We start from the raw sequence: 21539 nt of genomic DNA on the forward strand, positions 1-21539 counted from the left end.
ACCCCTCGACTCCGCGTGCCTCGCACGCACCGGCGACCGGCCCCCCGACCGGTCACGCCGGGGCGTCGACCGCCCCCGCGGCGCCCCATGATGCCAGCGGCCAGGGTGCAGGGTCCATCGCGCGGACGAGCCGTCCGCCGCGGACACCGGACGACGCACGGGTCCGGGCCCGGCTACCGCACCGGCGCCGCCGTGCTCCCCGGCACGGGCTCCCGGTCGACCGCGGCGACCAGCGAGAACAGGTCCTTGGGGTCGGCGGGCTCGGCGACGAGGTCGAGCCACTGGAGCAGCGGGTCGGGCGCCCCCGTGGCGAGCAGGTCGTCGTGCACGAACCGCAGCGTGCCCACGTCCTCGACGGCGAACCCGACGGAGTCGAACACCGTGATCTCGTCGTCGGAGCGGCGCCCCGCGGCGCGGCCCGTCACGACCTGCCAGAGCTCGGTCACCGGGAAGTCGCCGGGCAGGTTCTGGATCTCGCCCTCGACGCGCGTCTGCTCCTCGTGCTCGACGAAGACCGACGCCCGCCGGAGCGTGGCGGGCTCCAGCTCCGTCTTGCCGGGGCAGTCGCCGCCGATGGCGTTGAGGTGCTGACCGGGCCGCACGTCGGCGTCGTGCAGCACGGTCGCGTTGCGCTTGTCGGCCGTGCACGTGGTGACGACGTCCGCGCCGCGCGCGGCCTGCGCGGCGTCGGCGCACGGTTCCACGTGAAACCCGAGCGCGGTGGCGTTCCGGACGAGCTTCGCGGTCGCGGCCGGGTCGACGTCGAACACGCGCACGTGCTCGACGCCGAGCTCCGCACGCATGCCCAGGGCCTGGAACTCGGCCTGCGCCCCGGCCCCGATCAGGGCGAGGGTCCGCGCGCCGCGCGGCGCGAGGTAGCGGGCCGCGAGCGCCGACGTCGCCGCGGTGCGCAGCGCGGTGAGGATCGTCATCTCCGCGAGGAAGGACGGGTAGCCGTTGTGGACGTCGACGAGCATGCCGAGCGCGGTGACGGTCTGGTACCCGCGCGACGGGTTGCGCGGGTGGCCGTTGACGAGCTTGAACCCGAACGTGCGGGCGTCGGCGGCGGGCATGAGCTCGATGACGCCGTCGCGGCTGTGCGAGGCGAGGCGCGGGCGGGTCTCGAGCTCGGGCCAGCGGGCGAAGTCGCGCTCGAGCGCGTCGGTGAGGTCCGCGATGACGGCCTCGGCGCCGCGGCGGGCGACCCAGCGCGCGGTGGCGGGGACGTCGAGGTACGGGACACGGGTCATGGCGCCTCCCGCGAGGGCCGGAGGACGAGCGTGCAGCACTTGACGGAGCCGCCGCCCTTGAGGATCTCGTCGATCTCGACGGGGACTGGCTCGAACCCGCGCTCGCGCAGCTTGGCGTGCATGCCGGTCGCGGCCGCGTTGAGGTAGACGTGGCGGCCGTCGCTGACGGCGTTGAGGCCCAGCGCGGCGGCGTCGTCCGGGTCGGCGAGGATCGCGTCGGGGAACAGGTCGCGCAGCGTGTCGAGCGACTCGCGGGAGAACGCCTCGGGCAGGTAGGCGACGAGCCCGGCGGCGGCGTCGAGCACCGTGAGCGCGGTGTCCAGGTGGTAGTAGCGCGGGTCGACGAGCTCGAGCGAGACGACGGTGATGCCCTGCTCGGCGAGCCGCAGACGACGGTCCAGCTCGGCGTGCGCGGCCCGCGAGGTGCGGAACCCGGTGCCGGCGAGCAGCAGGTCGCCGACCAGCAGGATGTCGCCCTCGCCCTCGTTGAGCTCCTCGGCCTGCCCGAGCGAGACGCCGTCGGCGCCGAGGACGCCCGCACGCGCCGCGGCGTCGAACCACCGCGCGTACGCGGGTCCCTCCGCGTGCCGCTCCGGGTGCAGGAAGCGCGGGGCGAGCGCCCGCCCACCGACGACGAGGCCGCCGTTGGCGGCGTAGACCATGTCGGGCAGCCCCGGCTCCGGCTCGACGACGTGGACGGTGTGCCCGTGCCGCTCGTACGTCGCGCGCAGCGCCTCCCACTGCGCGACGGCGCGCGCGGTGTCCACGGGGACGCCCAGGTCCATCCACGGGTTGATGGCGTACACGACGTCGAAGTACGTGGGCGGGCACATGAGGAAGGTGCACGGGGTCGCCGTGCGGCCGGGGGCCACCACGTCCGGGAGGGCGAGCTCGATCGTCATGCGTCCCACGGTACGGACGGTGCGTTGCACAACAGACCCTCGTTCGTTGCGCGATCGGCGGCGGTTCGTTGCCTGTCGTCCCTCCGGCGCAACGATCCGTTCCTATCCTGGCCGGGTGGACGACCTCAACCGCCTCATCGTCGGCTACCTGCTGCGCGACGGGCGCGCGACCTTCCAGGAGATCGGCGACGCCGTCGGGCTGTCGGCGCCGGCGGTGAAGCGGCGCGTGGACCTCATGCGGGCGCGCGGCGAGATCGCGGGGTTCACGGCCGTCGTCGACCCGCACGTGCTCGGCTGGGAGATCGAGGCCTACGTCGAGATCTTCTGCCACGGCAACGTCAGCCCGGACGCCCTCGCGCGCGACCTCGGCACCATCCCCGAGGTGGTCGAGGTCGCCACGGTGACGGGCGACGCCGACGCGATCGTCCACGTCATGGCCGCGAGCATGGCGGGCATCGAGGCGTCGGTCGAGCGCATCCGCGCGAGCGGGCGGGTGGAGCGCACGCGCACGTCCGTGGTGATGTCGCGCGTGATCGACCGGCCGGCGCGGCCCACGGGCGGGTAGCCAGGCCCACGGGCGGGTAGCGTCGGACCATGCCCGACGAGCCGACGACGGACCCGGGTGCCGCCGCGCCGCGGCCCCCGGCGACCGCGCGCGGTGCGCTCGCGTCGACGCAGCAGCGCGCCGACGCGCTCACCGTGGCGCTGCGCCACGTCCTGTGGCCGGCGCTCGCGATCGTCCTGGTGATCGGCGCGCAGGCCGCCGTCCAGCTCGCGGCGACCCGGCCCGACGCCGAGGGCGGGCGGCCGAGCCTGGGCATCTTCGTCGTCTACTCGATCATGCTGCTGGCGATGCTCCCGGTGCTGGTCACCGTGGGTGCGGCCGGATCGACCGCGCTCCTGTCCAAGCAGCCGCTGCCGCCGCGCGCCCTGGCCGTCCTCGCCGGGGTCGTCACCCTGCTGTGGGTCGGGTGGGTCGCGGGCGGCAGCATCGGCTGGCTCTTCGGCGTCGTGCTCGGCGCCGCCACCGCGGGCGCCGCGACGGTGCTCGCGGGGCGCTGGGCGCTGCCCCTGCGCCTCCTCGCCGCCGTCGCGGTCGCGGCGCTCGGCGCCGTCGTCGTGCTGTGGGTGGGCGCCGTCGCCTCCTGACGCGCCCGGGACCTCGCCCCGACCTCCGGTGGTGAGCCGCCGGAAATGCGCCCAGGATGGCAAGGCGTGGGGCCAGTTGCGGTGCGACGGGACGACACGGGGAGGGTGCGGAGCACCCTCGCGGTGCTCACCGCGCTCACGCTGCTCCTGTGGGTCCTCGCTCCCGGGCAGGGCGGCGACGCGCAGGCCGCGGTCCCGGAGCCGGCAGCGGACAGCGCCGTCGTCAGCGTCCGCACCGGGGGCGACCGCACGGGCGTCAACGCCGTCGCGGGGCTCCCCGGCGTCGTCCTGCAGCTCTTCCGCGGCGCGAACGGGGCGAACCCCGTCACCGAGGCATGGGGGACGTGCACGTCCGACGACGACGGCGACTGCTCCTTCCAGGTGCCCGACGCGCAGCGCGGCGGCGACGGGACATGCACCGCGGCGGACGCGGGAGCCAACTGCGGCGACCGCTTCTGGGTGCGGCAGACCAGCGCCCCCGCGGGATTCTTCGCGAACCCGACCCTCAGCACGGGCGCGGTCGGCACCGGACCCAACCCACCGCCCACGACGGCCCTCGCCTACGAGTTCCAGACCCCCGCGGTGTACGCCAGCCAGACGTCCACGACGGGACAGCCCGGCGGCAGCTCGACGTTCATGGTGTCGCAGGCGCAGAACACGGGGAACGCGTCGAGCGGGATCTGGCAGCAGTCGCGGGTCGACCCGCCGCTGCCCGAGCAGTGCGGGCTCGACGTCGCGATCATCCTCGACCTGTCGCTGTCGGTGGGTGCCGCGCTGCCCCAGCTCAAGTCGGCCGCCGACACCTTCGTCGACGCCCTGACGGGCACGCCCTCGCGCATGTCGCTGTTCTCGTTCTCCCGGGTCTCGCCCGCCGCCGGCACGCAGAACGCCACCGCGCACCACCCCATCTCCCGCACGGCCGACGCCGCCGAGTTCAAGGCGCTCTACGCCGGCTGGGCCCTCGACAACGCGACCAACTGGGACCGCGGCATCGCCGCCGCGGCCGAGGCGAACGAGCACTACGACGTCGCCGTCGTCATCACCGACGGGAACCCGACGCTCTACAGCGACCCCGCCCAGAACAACGGCACCTACACCCGGTTCCGCGAGGTGGAGAACGGCATCTTCTCGGCGAACGCGCTCAAGGCCCAGGGCACCCGCGTGCTCGCCGTCGGCGTCGGCGCGGGCGTCAGCGACCCGAACGCGGCGCTCAACCTCCAGGCCATCTCGGGGACGCAGCCCTTCACGGGGGCCAACGCGGAGACCGCCGACTACTACCAGACGGCGGACTTCGCCGCGGCCGGCGAGGCCCTGCAGAGCCTCGCCTTCTCCAAGTGCATGCCGTCGCTCACGGTGGTCAAGGCGATCGTCCCGCCCGACGGCGGGATCGAGGACGCGGTGCCCGCCGGCGCGGGGTGGACGTTCACGGCCGACACCGCGGACACCGACGTGCTCCAGGGGCTGCCCGAGACGCTGCCGACCACCGCCGACGGCACGGGCGCCGTCAACTTCCCGCTCGCTTTCGGCGTCGACGGCTCCGCGACCGTCACCGTCCACGAGCAGCAGCAGGACGGGTACGAGCTCGTCCCGCAGGGCGAGGTCAACGCGTCGTGCACCCTGCGGTCCGCGGAGTTCCCCGACGGGACGCCGCTCGAGGTGGCGAACGACGGCACGGACCCGGCGAGCCCCGGGTTCTCCTTCACGATGGGCTCCGCCACGGGCGTGAGCTGCGTCGTCTACAACCGGGCGCCGACGCCGCCCGCGACCCTCACGGTGAGCAAGACGTGGGTCGTCGACGGCGTCGCGTACCCCGACGGAGAGCAGCCGCCCGAGATCGACGCCGACCTGTGGGTCGACCCGCCCGACGGCGACCCGGCCCCGGCCGACGGCTGGGGCGCCGGCCACCAGTTCTTCCAGGGCGACACCGTGGGGCTCGCGGAGTCGGTGTCGTTCGGGTCGCGGGACCTGTGCGAGCTCGTGGGTGCGACCGTGACCGTCGACGGCGCTCCGCCGCCCGTGCCCTTCCCGGCGGCCATGCGCGACCCGGCCGACCCCGACGCCCCACCCGCCGTGGACGGCTTCTTCGACGTCGCCCTCACGGCGCCGACGACGACGGTCGAGGTCACCAACACCGTGACCTGCCGGACGCTGCTCACCCTGACCAAGATCGTCCTCGGCGGCGGCACCGCGAACCCGATGTCGTGGACGCTGTCCGCCGCCGGGCCCGACGGCAGCGGGCCGAGCGGGCCGTCCACCGCGCCCGAGGTGACCGACGTCGAGGTGACGGCCGGCGCGCCGTACGTGCTCGCCGAGGCCGGCGGCGACCCGCGCTACGCCCAGACCGACCTGCGGAGCACCGTCACGCAGTACCCGGGCGCGTCCGGCTCGGCGTACTGCCGCACCGTCGCCGCCGACGACTCCTTCGTCTCCGACGTCGTCGACGGGCTCGACGGCGGGGTGCTGCCGCAACTCGGGCAGCGCACCCGGTGCGAGTTCCTGAACCTCACCGCGACGCTGAGCCTGCGCAAGGTCGTCGAGAACGCCGACGGCGAGCCCGACCCGCCGTCCGCCTGGTCGCTCACCGCGACCCCGGTCGGGGACGACCTGCCCGCGGGGCTCGGTCCCGTGACCGTCACCGGCACGGCCGCCGGGCTCGGGGCGCGCTTCCTCGTGCGGCCCGGCGTCACCTACGAGCTCACCGAGACCGCGCCGCCCGACGCCCTCGCGGGGTACACGCTGGCCGACGTCCGGTGCGGCGCGGGGCCGGTCCCGCGCGCCGCCGAGCCGGTGACCGTCCAGGTCGACCCGCTCGCCGGGGTGCTCTGCACGTTCCGCAACGTCGCCGACCCGTCGTCGTGGACGGTCGCGAAGTCGAGCGACCCCGCCACGGGCTCGACCGTGCAGCCCGGCGACGTCATCACCTACACGATCACCGCGACCGACCTCGGCGGCGGCGCGGAGCGCCCGCACGACCTCACGGTCACCGACGACCTCGCGGGCGTCCTGGACGACGCGACGCTCGACGCGGGCAGCATCAGCCCGAGCACCGGGACCGCGTCCGTGACCGGCGCGTCGCTCACCTGGAGCATCCCCCTGCTCGACGGCACCGCGACGCTCACCTACCGGGTGGTGGTCGACGACGACGCCTACGCCGCCACGCTCACGAACGTCGTCACCGGGGGCGGCGTGCAGCCCTGCCCCGCCGCCGAGCCCGACTGCCGGACGACGACGCAGGTGACGCCGCCCGAGCCGGTGGACCCGACGCCCACGCCCGTCCCGCCGCCGGTCTCGCCGCCGGGAGCCGTGCCGCCGTCGGGCGGTCTGCCCCGGACGGGAGCCGAGATCGGCCTGACGGCGCTGACCGCGGCACTGCTCGTCGGGCTGGGGGCCGCCGTGCGCGCGCTGCGGCGGCGGCCCGGGGACAAGCACTGAGACAGCGTCTGGTTGACTCGGGACATAGTCAGTTCAGACTGGACAGTTTGCCCTGGCAAAGTTACCGTGAGGCGTGCCCGAACCGCTGACCGCGCCCCCGGCTGCCCCCACCACCGACCCCGCCGCCGTCGTCACGCGCGACCTGCGCGCCGTGATCTCCCGGCTCCACCGCCGCCTGCGCGAGGTCGCCACCTCCGACGGCCTCACGCCGTCGCAGGTCGCCGCCCTGACCCGCATCGGCAAGCGCGAGGCGAGCTCCGCGAGCGCCCTCGCCGCGCTCGAGGGCGTGCGGCCGCAGTCGATGGCCGCGACGCTCGCGACGCTCGAGGAACGCGGCCTGGTCCGCCGCGACGCCGACCCCGAGGACGGCCGCCGCCAGCTCCTCTCCCTCACCGAAACGGGGAGATCGACGTTCGACGGCGAGCGCCAGGCCCGGCGCGAGTGGCTCGCCGACGCCGTCCGCACGCACGCCGACGACGACGAACTGCGGGTGCTCGCCCGGGCCGTGGCGATCCTTGAGCGGGTGCTCGCGTGACGACGCTCGCCCCGGCACCCGCGACGGGGCCCGCCGCCGAGGCCCGGTTCCCCCGCCGCCTGGTCGCGCCGATGGTGCTGGGCTCGGTGCTCAACCCCCTCAACACCTCGCTGCTCGCGGTGGCGCTCGTCCCCATCGGCGTCGCGTTCGGCGCTCCCCCGTCGGAGACGGCGTGGCTGGTCAGCGCGCTCTACCTGGCCTGCGCCGTCGGGCAGCCGGTGACCGGCCGGCTCATCGACGCCTACGGCCCGCGGCGGCTGTACCTGCTCGGCACCGCGATGGTGGGCGTGGGCGGGCTGCTCGGCGCGTTCGCCCCGCACCTGGGCGTGCTCGTGGCCGCGCGCGTGCTCATCGGGCTCGGGACGTGCGCGGGCTACCCCGCGTCCATGTCGCTCATCAAGCGGGAGTCCTCGCGCACCGGCCAGGCGTCGCCCGCCTCGCTCCTCGCGGCGCTCTCGTTCGCCAACCAGGTGGTCGCCGTCGTCGGGCCGTCGCTCGGCGGGCTGCTGGTCGACGTCGGCGGCTGGCGTGCGGTGTTCACCGTCAACGTGCCGTTCGCGGTCGCGTGCCTGGTGCTGGGCGCGCTCCACCTGCCGCGCGAGCCGAGGCCGGCACCCGGCACCGCGCGGGTGCGGCGGCGCTGGGACCTGCTGGGGATCGGGCTGTTCACCGTCGCGCTGGTCGCGCTCCTGCTGTTCCTGATGGACCCGGCGGCGGCGCGCCTGTGGATGCTGGGCCTGGCGGTCGCGGCCGGGGCGGGGTTCGTGCTGCGCGAGCTGCGCGCGGCCGAGCCGTTCCTCGACGTGCGGGTGCTCGGCCAGAACCGGCCGCTGCTGGTCACCTACGCGCGGCAGCTGCTCACCGGCGTCGTCATGTACTCGGTGGTGTACGGGCTGCCGCAGTGGCTCGAGCACGGGCGCGGGCTCACGCCCTCGCAGACCGGGCTGATCCTGCTGCCGATGTTCGGCACCGCGATGGTCGGCACCGTCGTCACGCGCAAGCAGCGCGGCGTGCTCGGCCGCCTGCTGCTGGGCTCAGCGATGCAGCTCGCCGCGTGCGTGGCGCTGCTCGCCGTGCACGGCAGCACCCCCGTCGTCGTGCTGCTGGTGATCATGGCCCTGTTCGGGCTGCCACAGGCCCTCAACGGGCTCGCCAACCAGAACGCGCTGTACGACCAGGCGACGCCCGACCAGATCGGCGCCGCGTCCGGCCTGTTCCGCACCTTCATGTACCTCGGTGCGCTGACGTCGTCGGCCGCGACCGCCTCCGCCTTCCGCGAGGCGGCCGACACGAGCGGCCTGCACGCGCTCGCCGTCTTCGCGGCGGCGTGCGCCGCGCTGCTCCTGGCGACGGTCGTCGCGGAGCTGCTGCTCCGCCGCCGGTCTCGCTGAACGCGAGCGTCCCGGTACGTCACACGATCCGGCCCTGTGCCGTGACGTACCGGGACGCTCGCGGCCACCTTCACCCTCAGGAGAGAATCCGTGCCCGTCACCACCCTCGACCCCCGCTCCGCGCTCGTCGTCGTCGACCTCCAGGCCGGCATCGCCGGCATGCCGACCGAGCCGCACGCCGCGGCCGACGTCGTCGCGCGCTCGGCGCGCCTCGCCGACGCGTTCCGCGCGAAGGACCTGCCCGTCGTGCTCGTCCGCGTCACGGCGCTGCCCGACGGCGCCGACGCCGTCCGCGGGCGCAGCGACCTCACCGCGGCCGCTCCGGCGGGCCAGGCGGCAGCTGCCCGCCCGGCCGGGTGGGACGTCATCGTCGACGAGCTCGGCGGACCCGCCGGCAAGGACGGCGACATCGTCGTCACCAAGCGCAACTGGGGTGCCTTCTACGGCACCGACCTCGACGTGCAGCTCCGCCGCCGCGGCGTCACGCACGTGGTGATCACCGGCATCGCGACGTCGATCGGCGTCGAGTCGACCGCCCGCCAGGCCCACGAGCACGACTACCACGTGACGGTCGCGACCGACGCCGTCGCCGACCGCAGCACGGTCGACCACGAGCACGCGGTGACGCGGATCTTCCCGCGCCTCGCGGAGACGGGCACGACCGCGGAGGTCCTGGCGCTCCTGGGCGCCTGACCTGCCGGACGGGCGCACGGCGGGCCGTCGTCGGGCCGCCACCCGGCCGCCACCCGGCCGCTGCCGCCCGCTGCCGGACGACGGCGGGCGAGCGTCCCGGTCCGTCACGCCAACAGGGCGTTGGCGTGACGGACCGGGACACTGAGCCGCGCGAGGCTCAGTAGGCGACGCCGATCTGCTCGCGGTGGTGGGCCGGGCGCTCCAGCTCGTCGACGATCGCCAGCGCGAGGTCCGGGGCGGAGAGCTCCGACCTGCCCTCCGCGTCGAACAGCGCGACCTCGCCGCCCACGCGGTACCGACCGCGCGCCGGACCCGGGTTGAAGGCCCCGAAGGCGGCGGCCGGGCTGACGAGCAGCCAGTCGAGAGCCGCGTCCCCGGCCTGGAGCCAGGGCAGCAGCGCCGCGCCCTCGTGCACCTCGGCCGCGAACTCCGCGGGCACCTGGCCGGTCTCGACGACGCGCGGCCCGCCCTCCTCCAGCCGCAGCGTGCTCCACCCGCCCACGACGACGAACCGCGCCCCCGCGGCCTGCGCCCGCTCGACGACGCGCGCGTACGCCTCGGCGAGGCGCCCTTCCAGGTCGCCGCGGGGCGACAGCGTCCCGACGACGACGTCGGCGCCGTCGACCGCCTGCGCGACGGCGTCACCGGCGAGCGTGTCGCCCTGGACGTAGCGCACGCCCGCGACCGGCTCGCCGGGCGTGCGACGGCTGAGCGCCGTGACCTCGTGGCCACGGCGCGCGGCCTCCGCGACGATGGCGGCACCCGCGTACCCGGTGCCTCCGACGACGGTGATCCTCATGGCGAACCTCTCTCTTCCGGACGGTCGCCACGGGCAACACCGCGGGCGGCGCCCGTCTTCCCGGCGGCGCACGACGTACCGGCCCGCTCGCCGGGCACGCGGCCCCCGGGCTGCGCCAGGATGGGAAGGGACCGACATCGAGCACCCGGAGGACGACATGACCGGCAAGAGGAAGGGCGGCGGGCTGAAGCGGCTCGTCACGCTGGCGACCATCGCGCTGGCGGCGGCCGCGGTGGTCAAGGAGCTGCGCAAGCCCGGGGACGAGCGCACCTGGAACGGCACGGTCGCCTCCGTGGTGCCGTACGACTTCCGGATGCCGACGGTCGCCCGCGCCAAGGAGCGCCTGTGGAACCCCGAGGCGTCGAGCGTCGTCGGGCCGCGCGTGTTCGGCGTCGGGTGGACGGTCAACGTGGGCAAGGTCGTCTCGCTGCTGCGCGAGCGCCTCGGCTCCTGACGGTCCGGCGGCCGAGGCGGCCGGAGCGCCGCGCGCGGCCTCTCCGCCGCGGCCCGGTGCGAGGATCAGGGGCGTGAGCCCTTCCCCCGCCCCGAGCCCGGTCGACCCCGCCGTCCTCGACGACGCCGCTCCGGACGTCCGGCTCGTCGTCGCGGACATGGACGGCACTCTGCTCGACTCCCACGGCCGCGTCCCGGCGGGCTTCTGGCCGCTGCTCGACCTCATGCGCGAGCGTGGCATCGCGTTCGCGCCCGCGAGCGGGCGGCAGTACGCGACGCTCGCCCGCACGTTCGCCGGGCACCTCGACGGCATGTGCGTCATCGCGGAGAACGGCACGTTCGTGGTGCGCGACGGCGTCGAGCTCAGCGCGGCCCCGCTGTCCCCGCAGGCAGCGGCCGACGTCGTCCGGCGCGTGCGCGACGTCGTCGCCGCCGGCCGCGACGCCGGCATCGTGGTGTGCGGCAAGCGCACCGCCTACGTGGACCGCACCGACGACGCCTTCTGGACCGAGGCCGCGCGCTACTACACGGCGCTCGAGGCCGTGCCCGACCTCGCCCCTGTCGCCTCGCTCGAGGCGGTGGACGACGAGATCCTCAAGGTCGCCGTCTTCGACTTCGACGACGTCGGCCCGGCCGTCGCCCCTGCGCTCGCACCCCTGCGGGCCACCGAGCAGGTGGTGGTCTCGGGGCGCAACTGGGTGGACGTCATGGCCGCCGGGGTGACCAAGGGCGCCGCCGTCGAGCGGCTCCAGGCCGAGCTCGGCGTCACGCGCGAGCAGACCGTCGCCTTCGGCGACTACCTCAACGACGTCGAGATGCTCGACGCCGCCGCGTGGTCCTTCGCGATGGCCGACGCCCACCCGCAGGTCCTCGCGAGGGCGCGGCACGTGGCCCCGCCGGCCGCGGAGCACGGGGTCGTGCAGGTGCTGGAGCGGCTGCTCGCGCACTGACTCCAGATGCCAGCCGCCGCACCCCGCCATAGCCTCGCGACGGGGGTGTGCCCATGGGGCTCCGGTGGAGGCGTGTGCTCGCGGCGGTCTGCGCCGTCGTCCTGGGACTGGTCGTGCTCGCGGTGCCCGCCGGCCCGGCGAGCGCCGCCGCGACGGTCGCGTTCACGCCCAAGTTCACGGCGAACGCGAACGGCGCCATCCTCACGGTCGGCAACAACCTGCTGACCTGCCCGGCCTCGGCGCCGGGCTGCGCGGCGGCACGCGCGGGCGCCGTCGCGGACGACAACGGGTTCACGATGGTGAACCTCGACGTCGACGGCGTGGCGTCGACGGTCAACTCCTCGTCGTCGTCGCTCGACCTGCCGGCCGGCTCCACCGTGCTGTGGGCCGGCCTGTACTGGGGGGCGCGCATGCAGCCGGGCACCGGCGGGCAGGGGTCGGCGGGGCTCGCGTTCAACCAGATGTCGTTCCGCGCGCCGGGCGACGCCGCCTACCGCACGGTGCCCGCGTCGAACGCGGCCCGCGACCAGTTCGGCCCCAACGGCTCGAGCTACAACGCCTACCAGCGCTTCGCGGACGTCACCGCGATCGTGCAGGCGGCGGGCAACGGCGACTACTGGGGCGCGGACGTGGCCGCCGCGACCGGCCAGGACCGGTACGCGGGCTGGGCCCTGACCGTGGTGTACACGGCGCCCGGGCTGCCGCTGCGCAACCTCTCGGTGTTCGACGGCTTCGACGTGATCGAGGCCGGACGCCCGCAGACCATCACCGTGTCCGGGTTCCAGGCGCCGCAGGCGGGCACCGTGGACACCCAGCTCACGATGGTCGCGTACGAGGGCGACCTGTCCCAGACCGGTGACTTCACGCGGCTCAACAACACCCAGCTCGCCACGGCCGTGTCCCCCGGCTCGAACTTCTTCGACTCGATCAACTCGCGCAACGCGGCGTCGGTGACCACGCGCAACCCGGCGGACCGCAACATGCTCGGGTTCGACATCAAGAACCTCGGCGCGTCCGGCGCGATCCCGAACGGTGCCACGAGCGCGCAGTTCACGTTCTCCAGCAACGGCGACGTCTACTACCCGGGCGTCGTCGGCATGGCGATCAACCTGTACGCGCCCGACTTCACGGCGTCGTCCAAGACGGTCGTCGACCTCGCCGGGAACAACCCCGCCCAGCCCGGCGACACGTTGCAGTACACGCTCAACTACGCGAACACGGGCCAGGACCCGGCCGTCGGGGTCGTCTCGCAGGACGTCCTGCCCCCGAACACGACGTTCGTGCCCGGCTCGCTCGCGCTGGTCAACCCGCTCACGGGCGCGACGACGCCGCTGAGCGACGCCGCGGGCGACGACCGCGGCGAGCTCGCAGGGCGCACAGTGCGCGTGCGTCTCGGCGCCGGGGCGGGCACGGCCGCCGCCGCGGGCGGCACCATGGCCTGCTCGGGCACCGGCTGCACCGACGACGGCACCTCGCGCACCGCGTACACGTTCCAGGTCACGCTCGACGACGCCGCGGGCGGCACGACGGTCACCAACGTCGCGACGCTCGACTACCGCACGGCGACGACCGGCATCTCCGCGACGTACACGACCAACCCGGCGAGCATCGACGTCGTCCAGCAGGCCGACGTGTCGATCGAGAAGGTCATGTCCCCCGACCCGGCGCCCGTCGGGTCGGCCGTCACCGCGACCCTGACGGTCCGCAACGCCGGCCCGAACACGGCGACCGCCGTGACCGTCACCGACCCGGTGCCCGCGGGCTGGACGGGCGTCACCGCGACGGCGGCGCAGGGCACGTGCGCGGTGGGCGGCGGCACCGTGACGTGCTCGCTCGGCGACCTGCCCGACGGCGCGACCCGCACGGTCACCCTCACCGGCACCACGGCGGCGAGCTCGACGGCGACGACCCTGACCAACGTCGCCACCGTGAGCACGACGGCCTCCGACCCGGTGCCCGCCAACAACGTCGCGGGCGACGCGGTCACGCTCACCCGCCTGGCCGACCTGACGGTCAGCAAGACGCCCGAGCAGCAGACGGCCGCGCCCGGCGCGGGGGTCACGTGGACGCTCACGGTGCACAACGACGGCCCGTCCGACGCGAGCGGCGTCCGCATCGACGACGCGTTCGACGTCGCGGGGCTCGCGACGATCACGGGCGCCACGGTCAGCGTCTCGGCCGGGCAGGGCGCGTCGTGCACCCGCGCCGTCGGGCGCAGCGTGCGCTGTGCGGTGGCGGTGCTGCCCGCGGGGGCGACGGCCACGGTGACCGTCACGGGCGTGCTCGCGGCGGGCCTGGCCGAGGGCACCACGGTCGTGAACACGGTCCGCGCGGCCTCCGACACGCCGGACCCGGGCACCGCGAACAACCAGGACAGCGCCACGGTGGTCACGACCGCCCCGCAGGCGGACGTGCGCGTGACCAAGACCGGCCCGGCGGCCGTCGTGGCCGGGCGGCAGGTCACCTACACCGTGACCGCCACGAACTACGGCCCCTCGGACGCGGCGGACGTCGTGCTCGCCGACCCGCTGCCCGCGGGCGTGACGCCGTCGGCCGCCCAGCCCTCGCGCGGGGCCTGCACCGTCACGGGCCGCGACGTGGCCTGCACGGGCATCGGCACGCTGCTGTCGAACGGGGCCGGTGTCGCGGGCGGCGCGGTCACGGTCACCATCACCGGCACGGTCGACGCCAGCGCGACCGGGACGCTGACCAACACGGCGACCGAGTCGGCCGCCACCACGGACCCCGCGCCGGCCAACAACGCCGCGACGGCGTCGACGACCGTCCAGTCGCAGGTCGACCTCGCCGTGAGCAAGACCGCCAACCGGACCACGATCCCCGCCGAGGCGTCGACGATCCCGTACGTCGTCCGCGTGGTCAACAACGGCCCCTCGACCGCCCGGGACGTCACGGTGACCGACCTGGTGCCGCTCGTCCTCGACCTCGACGGCGTGACGTCGTCGGGCGCCGGCGTCACGTGCGACACCTCGCAGGCGGACACCCCGCAGCCCGCCCCGGACGACGCCCAGGGCCTCGTGACGTGCGCGGTCCCCGAGATCCTGCCGGGGGCCGCCAACGCCGTGACGATCACGGTGACGATGTCGACGGACGTGCCGCTCACGGACGTCCCCGGCCTCGACGCGATCGTCCAGGAGGTGTCGGTCGCGGCCGCCGGAGACACCGACCCGGCGAACGACACGGCGCAGTGGACGCTCGCCGGCGAGCCGTTCACGGACCTCGCGATCACCAAGACGGGCCCCGCGACCGCGTACGCGGGCAGCCTCCCGCCCGGCAGCGCCCTCACCCCCGCCTACACGATCGCCGTCACCAACAACACCCCGAACACCGGAGGCGACGACGAGGACGCGATCCGGCCCGTCATCACCGACACCCTCCCGGCCGGGGTGACGCTGCGCGGCGGGACCGGCGCGGTCACCGCGCAGATCGGCGACCGGACCCTACCCCTGACCTGCGGGGTCGCCGGGCAGGTGCTCACGTGCCAGCTCGGCGAGAACCTCGCGGCGCAGGCCACGGCGACCCTCACTGTCCCCGTGACGATCGACGACGACGCGGAGGCCGGCACGACGCTGGTCAACACCGCCTCGGTGGCGACGGGCGACCCGGAGGCGAACCCGGACAACAACCTCGCCAACAACACCGCGCAGGCCACGACGACGGTGCTGGCCTTGGCCGACGCCGCCGTCAGGTCGCTCGCGATCACCCCGCTCGACCCCGCCCGGACCGGTCCCGGGTCGACCTGGACGCTGGCGCTGACCGCCGGGAACAACGGCCCCTCGACCGCCCGCGACACCGAGGTGCGCATCGGGCTCGCCGTCGTCGACGCCTGGGTCGACCTGGCGAGCCTCCCCGCAGGGTGCACCGTCGCCAGCACCGAGCTGGTCTGCCCGCTGGGCGACATCGGGTTCGACGAGACGCGCGACCTGACGTTCACGTTCACGGTGACCGGCTACGCCGAGCCGGGGACGTACGACGGGTTCGCCCAGATCTCGACGACGACCCCGGAGCTCGCGGCGGACGTCCCGAACCACGGCGCCCCCGAGGTGTTCGCCAACAACCGGCTGACGACGACGTTCGACGTCACCGCCGCCGTGACCGACCTCGCGGTCACGAAGACGGCGCTGGGCACCGTGCCCAACCCGGACGAGGCCGCCGACCCGGACTTCGAGGGCGACCCGCACCCGTCGTTCGTCGCGGGCGGGCCGTTCACGTACCAGATCGCCGTCGAGGTCCCCGGGCAGGACCCCGCCGAGGTCACGGCGGGCAACACGGGCCTGGCCGACGCGCGCGACGTCGTCGTGACCGACACGCTCCCCGTCGGGTTCGTGGTGCAGCAGGCCACCGCGCCCGGCGGCCCCTGCACGATCACCCCGCCCGCCGACCCGCTCACGGCCGGGTACGCCATCCGCTGCGAGCTCGGCACGGTCGCCGGGTTCACGGGCGGCACGCCGGCCCAGCCGGCCATCGTGAGCGTCCACGGCGTGCTCGACCCCGACGCCAACAACCTCCACGGCGGCGACAAGTGGGCCGAGGCCGTCGAGAACACCGCCGTCGTGACCACGGCGACCGCGCTGCCGGGCGGCGCCACGTCGGTCGAGGGCGGCGTCGTCGTCGACATCGCCGAGATCGCCGACCTCACCGTCGTCAAGACCCCCGACTCCCCCACCGTGAACGCGGGCGGCACCGCCGGGTACACGCTGACCGTCGTCAACGCGGGGCCGTCCGGCGTCGAGCACGCCGTCGTCACGGACTCGCTGCCCGTCGGGTTCACGCTCGTCCCCGACCCCGTCGGCTGCCCCGCGCCGCAGACCGAGCCCGACGACGAGACCCAGGCGCTGCCCCGGGTCGCGGACGGGCCCGGGCAGGAGTTCGCGTGCCGTGTCGGCGCCGTCCCGGCCGGGGCGACGCGCTCGGTCCACGTCGTCGCCACCACCGACCCCGCGGCGGCGCCCGGCACGTTCACCAACACCGCCGTCGTGGGCTCGCTCGCCAACGAGGCCGACGCCGCCGACAACACGGCGACCGCCGACGTCACCCTCGAACGGCTCGCCGACCCCTCGATCACCTCCGCGGTGAGCACGACGACGCCCGCCGCGGGCGGCGAGATCACCTACACGGCCTTCACCATCAACAACGGCCCGTCGTCGGCGTGGGACGTCACGGGCACGACGACGTTCCCGCCGGGCTTCGTGCCCGTGAGCGCCGACGTGCCGCTCAACACCTGCACCTGGAACCGGACGCCGCCCGCGGACCCGGCGAGCGTCGCGTGGGAGGACTTCTCCTACGTGCTCGACTGCGTGCCCCTCGACCCGTCGACCCCGTTCCCGCCGGGCGTCGCCTCGACATCCGTCGTCGTCATGCACATCCCCGGCGACACCCCCGCCGGCAGCTACGCGGGCCAGGCCGTGGTGCAGACGCCCACGCCCGAGGTGACGACCGACAACAACACGACCGCGCAGACGGTCGTCGTCGCGCACGTGTCGGACACGCGCCTCGTCAAGACGCTCGTCGAGCCAGACCCGATGCTCGCGGGCGGCCCGCGACGTGGCGGCTGACCGTCACCAACGACGGCCCGTCGATCGCCGACGACGTCGTCGTCTCCGACAACGTGCCCGACGGGATGACCTACGTCGCGGCGCAGCTTGAGGGCGGTGCGGCGTGCCCGCCGCCCGAGAGCTACGACACGGCCGAGGGCGACACCGAGACGATCCTGCGCTGCCCCGTGGGCACGCTCGCGGTGGGCCAGGAGGCGTCGGTGCTGGTCACGTTCGGTATCGACGCCGACCAGGCCGGGGCCGACCTGTGCAACGCGGCTCTCGTCGGCTCCGGGTCGCTGGACCCGGACGCGGCCGACAACCAGGCCGAGGCCTGCGGCACCGCCGTGGCCCCGCCGTCGACGGACGTGCTCATCACGCTCACCCCGCCGGACCGGACGTACCACAGCGGCGACCGCGCCGAGCTGACCGCGACCGTGCGCAACGACGGGCCGGGTCAGGCGACCGCCGTCGTCGCGACCCTGGACATCCCGCCGGGCCTCACCGACTACACCGGCGTCGCCGTCGAGTGGCCCGCCGGCAGGCCGCAGCCGCCCGACGGCGTGGTCGGCTCGCTGACGTTCGACGTCGGCGACCTCGCCCCGGGCGAGCAGGTCGTGTACCGGATCGTCGGGACGGTCACCGGGGCGCCGGGCACGGTGCTGACGGTCGCCGGGCAGACCACGCACGGCGAGCCCGACCCGGTCGCACCCAACGACGCGGACGACGCGGTGCTGCGCATCGTGGGCGAGCCGACGCCCACTCCCCCGCCCACCCCGACGCCGCCCACCGAGACGCCGCCGCCCGGGCCGGGGCCCGCCGCGCCCGGACGAGTGCCGCCGTCGCCGGGCATGCCGCGGACGGGCGCCGAGGTGCTCGGCCTGGTCGCCGCGGCGCTGGCGCTCGCCGGGACGGGCGCGGCGCTGCTCGGCGTGCGGCGCCGACGCGGGCCGGGCTGACGCGGGCCGGGCTGACGCGGGCCGGGCTGACGCGGGCCGGGCTGACGCGGGCCGGGCTGACGCGGGCCGGGCTGACGGGCGCCCGGGTGGCGGCGCGGTGCCGCAGGGCGGACTGCCGGGGTGCCCTGGTGGCGGGCGCCGTCAGGCCCCCGGCCGCCCCTGAGCGAGCCACCCCGCGACGCCGCGCAGGCCCTCCGCCCAGCGGCCGAGGTCCGTGACGTCGGCGTGCGCCGTGACGACCGTCAGCAGCTCGCCCACCGCGGCGTCGGCCACCCCGGCGTCCAGGTGCGTCAGCGCGGAGAAGACGCGGACGGCGTCGGACTCCGGGAACTCCCGGCGGGCGCGGTCCAGGACGGCGCGCGACGCGCCGAGCTCGCCCAGCCAGCGCAGCGTGCTGCCGTACTGGCACAGGCACCGGCGCAGCGCGTCGCCCTCGAGGCCGAGGTCCAGCGCGCGCTCGTACAGGGCGCGCGCGGTGGCCTCCTCGCCCGCCGTGTCGTAGGCGCCCGCCAGCTCGTACGTGAGGACGGGATGGCCGGGGTGCTGTGCGAGCAGGTCCGCGAAGTAGGCGATCGTGGGCGCCATGTCCGCGCGGTCGCGTCGCTCGTAGCCCACGCGGATGGCCTCGTCGATCTCCGGGGTGACCTGGGAGCTCATGGGGGCCGACCGTACCAGCGGGGACGACGACGCCCCGCCCGGGCGGCAGGAGCCGTCAGGGCGGGGCGTGCGCCGCTCCGGGGCGGCCGTGACGGGCACGGCCGCCCGGTGCGTCAGCCGGCGTAGACCAGGTCGAACCGGTCGGCGTCCATGATCTTCGTCCAGGCGGCGACGAAGTCGTGGACGACCTTCTCGGCGGCGTCGTCGGACGCGTACACCTCGGCCAGGGCGCGCAGCTCGGAGTTGGAGCCGAACACCAGGTCGGAGCGGGTACCCACCCAGCGGCGCTCACCCGTCGCGCGGTCGGAGCCCTGGTAGGCGTGCTTGCCCGGGTCGAGCGCCGTCCACTCGGTCTCCATGTCGAGCAGGTTCGCGAACCACGCGTTGTCCAGCACGCCCGGGGTGTCGGTGAAGACGCCGTAGGACGAGCCGTCGTAGTTCGTGCCCAGCACGCGCAGGCCGCCGATGAGCACCGTCATCTCCGGCGCCGACAGGCCGAGCAGGTTGGCGCGGTCCACCAGCGAGTACTCCGCGGGCAGCGGCGAGCGGCCCTGGTAGTTGCGGAACCCGTCGGAGACCGGCTCGAGCCAGGCGAACTGCTCCAGGTCGGTCTGCTCCTGCGTCGCGTCGACACGGCCCTGCGTGAAGGGCACCTCGACCGTGACGCCGGCCGCCTGCGCGGCCAGCTCGACGCCCACGTTGCCCGCGAGCACGATCACGTCGGCGACGGACGCACCGGCGTCGGCGGCGACCTGCTCGAGGACGGGGAGCACCTGCGCGAGTTGCGCCGGGTTGTTGACCTCCCACGAGCGCTGCGGCTCCAGGCGCAGGCGGGCGCCGTTGGCGCCGCCGCGCTTGTCGGAGTCGCGGTACGACGACGCCGCCGCCCAGGCGGTACTCACGAGCTGCGAGACCGTCAGGCCGGAGGCCTTGATGGTCTCCTTGAGCGCGTCGAGCTGCGCGGGCGTGAGGTCCGCGTGGGTGCGAGCGGGCAGCGGGTCCTGCCAGGCGAAGTCCTCGGCCGGCACCTCGGCGCCGCGGTAGCGGACCTTCGGGCCCATGTCGCGGTGCGTCAGCTTGAACCAGGCGCGCGCGAACGCGTCGGAGAACGCCTGCTGGTCGTCCTTGAACTTGCGCGAGATCGGCTCGAGCTCGGGGTCGACGCGCAGCGCGAGGTCGCTCGTCAGCATGCGCGGCTCGCGACGGCCGTCCGAGTGGGCCAGCGGCACCATGTCGGAGCCGCCGCCGTCCACCGGGCGCCACTGCTTCGCACCCGCGGGCGACTCCATGAGCTCCCACTCGTACGCGAAGAGGATGTGGAAGAACTCGTTGTCCCAGCGCGTCGGGTGGTAGGTCCAGGTGACCTCCAGGCCGGACGTGATCGTGTCGTCCCCGTGGCCGGTGCCGAACGAGTTCCGCCAGCCGAGGCCCTGCTCCGCGAGATCGGCGGCCTCCGGGTCGGCGCCGACGTGCTCGTCCGGGTTCGCGGCGCCGTGCGTCTTGCCGAAGGTGTGGCCGCCCGCGATCAGCGCGACGGTCTCCTCCAGGTCCATGCCCATGCGGCGGAAGGTCTCCTTGACGTCCACCGCGGAGGCCATCGGGTCCGGGTTGCCCGCAGGGCCCTCGGGGTTGACGTAGATGAGGCCCATCTGGACCGCGGCCAGCGGGTTCTCCAGGTCGCGCTCGCCCGTGTAGCGCTCGTCGGCGAGCCACGTGGTCTCGGGGCCCCAGTACACGTCCTGGTCGGCCTCCCACACATCCTTGCGGCCGCCGCCGAAGCCCAGGACCGGGAAGCCCATGTCCTCCAGCGCGACGTTGCCGGCGAGGATCATGAGGTCGGCCCACGACAGCGCCTGGCCGTACTTCTTCTTGACGGGCCACAGCAGGCGGCGGGCCTTGTCGAGGCTCACGTTGTCGGGCCAGGAGTTCAGCGGGGCGAAGCGCTGCTGGCCCTCGCCGCCACCGCCGCGGCCGTCGAAGCTGCGGTACGTGCCGGCCGAGTGCCACGCCATGCGGATGATGAACGGGCCGTAGTTGCCGAAGTCGGCGGGCCACCAGGGCTTCGAGTCGTGCAGGACCTCGACGATGTCCTTCTTGACCGTCGCCAGGTCGAGCGCCTCGAAGGCCTTGACGTAGTCGAAGTCCGCGCCGAGCGGGTTCCCGACGGCAGGGTTCTTGGCCAGCATCTTGAGGTTGAGCTGGTTCGGCCACCAGCCCCGGTTGCCGCCGCCCTGCGTGGGGTGCGGGGCACGGCCGGCGCCGGTGACGGGGCAGGTCGCCTCAGGGTTGTCGGTCAATGTGCTTCCTTCCGTTCGGGCGTGCGGTGCGGGTCTGCCGGAGTGCCGGGCCCGCGGGGGCTTCGGAGTGCGGTCAGGCGTGCGCGTCGGCGTCGTCGGTGGCGGCCGCGCACTGCGGGCAGAGCCCCCAGTACACGACCTCCGCCTCGTCGACACGGAAGCCGTGCGTGTCCGACGGCGTCAGACACAGGGTCTCTCCCACGGCGCAGTCGACGTCGGCCACGGCGCCGCACGATCGGCACACCACGTGGTGGTGGTTGTCGCCCGTGCGGGTCTCGTAGCGGGCGACGGAGCCGGCGGGCTTGATGGTGCGCAGGATGCCGAGGGCGCTGAGCGTGTGCAGGGAGTCGTACACGGCCTGGTGCGACACGCCGGGCAGCTCCTCGCGGACGGCAGCGATGACGGACTCGGTGTCGGCGTGCGGCAGCCGGTCGACGGCGGCGACGACGGCGAGACGGGGCTTCGTCACACGCAGCGACGCCTGGCGCAGCATGGCCGCGACGTCGTCCTGGGTGAGCAT

The 21539-nt window shown here is 74.9% G+C and carries 16 protein-coding genes; 10 read left to right on the forward strand and 6 right to left on the reverse strand.

The window, feature by feature from the left end; genetic code table 11:
• Window positions 1-173: 173 nt before the first annotated feature.
• Together ET471_RS04835 and ddaH are read right to left on the reverse strand one after the other, a co-directional pair.
• A complete protein-coding gene (locus ET471_RS04835; protein ID WP_129186847.1) occupies window positions 174-1250 on the reverse strand; it encodes an ornithine cyclodeaminase in 1077 nt (358 codons plus the stop codon).
• Complete coding sequence (gene ddaH / locus ET471_RS04840; RefSeq protein ID WP_129186848.1) at window positions 1247-2152, reverse strand: dimethylargininase; 906 nt, start codon at window positions 2150-2152, stop codon at window positions 1247-1249. Before ddaH ends, ET471_RS04835 begins: the two co-directional genes overlap by 4 nt.
• Before the next feature lie 115 nt (window positions 2153-2267).
• Between ddaH and ET471_RS04845 the strand changes: the two genes are divergently transcribed.
• The 6 genes from ET471_RS04845 (at window position 2268) to ET471_RS04870 (ending at window position 9352) form a co-directional block, all read left to right on the forward strand.
• Window positions 2268-2717, forward strand: coding sequence for an Lrp/AsnC family transcriptional regulator (locus ET471_RS04845; RefSeq protein ID WP_129186849.1), 450 nt, complete (start codon window positions 2268-2270; stop codon window positions 2715-2717).
• 29 nt (window positions 2718-2746) lie between these two features.
• Window positions 2747-3301: a hypothetical protein gene (locus tag ET471_RS04850; protein ID WP_129186850.1), complete on the forward strand. Its 555-nt coding sequence runs from the start codon at window positions 2747-2749 to the stop codon at window positions 3299-3301.
• 105 nt (window positions 3302-3406) lie between these two features.
• Window positions 3407-6733 carry a DUF7927 domain-containing protein gene (locus tag ET471_RS04855; RefSeq protein ID WP_129186851.1) on the forward strand — a complete coding sequence of 1109 codons (3327 nt, stop codon included), beginning with the start codon at window positions 3407-3409 and terminating at the stop codon, window positions 6731-6733.
• A 73-nt stretch (window positions 6734-6806) separates the two neighbouring features.
• Window positions 6807-7268 (forward strand): MarR family winged helix-turn-helix transcriptional regulator, encoded by a 462-nt coding sequence (locus tag ET471_RS04860; RefSeq protein ID WP_242496423.1) that lies wholly within the window; start codon window positions 6807-6809, stop codon window positions 7266-7268.
• Complete coding sequence (locus ET471_RS04865; RefSeq protein WP_207207333.1) at window positions 7265-8659, forward strand: MFS transporter; 1395 nt, start codon at window positions 7265-7267, stop codon at window positions 8657-8659. Before ET471_RS04860 ends, ET471_RS04865 begins: the two co-directional genes overlap by 4 nt.
• 90 nt (window positions 8660-8749) lie before the next feature.
• Window positions 8750-9352, forward strand: a complete 603-nt coding sequence (locus ET471_RS04870) for an isochorismatase family protein (RefSeq protein WP_129186852.1) — start codon at window positions 8750-8752, stop codon at window positions 9350-9352.
• Between the two features lie 157 nt (window positions 9353-9509).
• Here the strand turns inward: ET471_RS04870 and ET471_RS04875 are convergent, their stop codons facing one another.
• Entirely contained in the window at window positions 9510-10151 is a 642-nt protein-coding gene (locus tag ET471_RS04875; protein ID WP_129186853.1) for an NAD(P)-dependent oxidoreductase, read from the reverse strand.
• Between the two features lie 157 nt (window positions 10152-10308).
• Between ET471_RS04875 and ET471_RS04880 the strand changes: the two genes are divergently transcribed.
• From ET471_RS04880 to ET471_RS17900, 4 genes are all read left to right on the forward strand, one after another.
• Window positions 10309-10605 (forward strand): DUF5808 domain-containing protein, encoded by a 297-nt coding sequence (locus tag ET471_RS04880; RefSeq protein WP_129186854.1) that lies wholly within the window; start codon window positions 10309-10311, stop codon window positions 10603-10605.
• A 73-nt stretch (window positions 10606-10678) separates the two neighbouring features.
• A complete protein-coding gene (locus ET471_RS04885; protein ID WP_129186855.1) occupies window positions 10679-11554 on the forward strand; it encodes a Cof-type HAD-IIB family hydrolase in 876 nt (291 codons plus the stop codon).
• A 53-nt stretch (window positions 11555-11607) separates the two neighbouring features.
• Window positions 11608-17127 (forward strand): DUF11 domain-containing protein, encoded by a 5520-nt coding sequence (locus ET471_RS04890; RefSeq protein WP_129186856.1) that lies wholly within the window; start codon window positions 11608-11610, stop codon window positions 17125-17127.
• A gap of 23 nt (window positions 17128-17150) precedes the next feature.
• Window positions 17151-18065 carry a DUF11 domain-containing protein gene (locus ET471_RS17900; protein ID WP_242496501.1) on the forward strand — a complete coding sequence of 305 codons (915 nt, stop codon included), beginning with the start codon at window positions 17151-17153 and terminating at the stop codon, window positions 18063-18065.
• Window positions 18066-18206: 141 nt separating this feature from the next.
• On the opposite strand, the gene ET471_RS04900 is transcribed toward ET471_RS17900, so the two are convergent.
• From ET471_RS04900 to ET471_RS04910, 3 genes are all read right to left on the reverse strand, one after another.
• Entirely contained in the window at window positions 18207-18722 is a 516-nt protein-coding gene (locus ET471_RS04900; protein WP_129186858.1) for a tetratricopeptide repeat protein, read from the reverse strand.
• Window positions 18723-18835: 113 nt separating this feature from the next.
• Window positions 18836-21019, reverse strand: coding sequence for a catalase/peroxidase HPI (gene katG, locus ET471_RS04905; protein WP_129186859.1), 2184 nt, complete (start codon window positions 21017-21019; stop codon window positions 18836-18838).
• Between the two features lie 73 nt (window positions 21020-21092).
• Complete coding sequence (locus ET471_RS04910; protein WP_129186860.1) at window positions 21093-21539, reverse strand: Fur family transcriptional regulator; 447 nt, start codon at window positions 21537-21539, stop codon at window positions 21093-21095.

The sequence above is a fragment of the Xylanimonas protaetiae genome (assembly GCF_004135385.1).
GTDB lineage: Bacteria > Actinomycetota > Actinomycetes > Actinomycetales > Cellulomonadaceae > Xylanimonas > Xylanimonas protaetiae.

Excerpts from the sequence above, each read along its gene's own strand:
- ET471_RS04900 (WP_129186858.1), bottom strand. The coding sequence starts at position 18,722 with ATGAGCTCCCAGGTCACCCCGGAGATCGACGAGGCCATCCGCGTGGGC.
- ET471_RS04835 (WP_129186847.1), bottom strand. The coding sequence starts at position 1,250 with ATGACCCGTGTCCCGTACCTCGACGTCCCCGCCACCGCGCGCTGGGTC.
- ET471_RS04880 (WP_129186854.1), top strand. The coding sequence starts at position 10,309 with ATGACCGGCAAGAGGAAGGGCGGCGGGCTGAAGCGGCTCGTCACGCTG.
- ET471_RS04910 (WP_129186860.1), bottom strand. The coding sequence starts at position 21,539 with ATGCTCACCCAGGACGACGTCGCGGCCATGCTGCGCCAGGCGTCGCTG.
- ET471_RS04875 (WP_129186853.1), bottom strand. The coding sequence starts at position 10,151 with ATGAGGATCACCGTCGTCGGAGGCACCGGGTACGCGGGTGCCGCCATC.
- ddaH (WP_129186848.1), bottom strand. The coding sequence starts at position 2,152 with ATGACGATCGAGCTCGCCCTCCCGGACGTGGTGGCCCCCGGCCGCACG.
- ET471_RS04890 (WP_129186856.1), top strand. The coding sequence starts at position 11,608 with ATGGGGCTCCGGTGGAGGCGTGTGCTCGCGGCGGTCTGCGCCGTCGTC.
- ET471_RS04850 (WP_129186850.1), top strand. The coding sequence starts at position 2,747 with ATGCCCGACGAGCCGACGACGGACCCGGGTGCCGCCGCGCCGCGGCCC.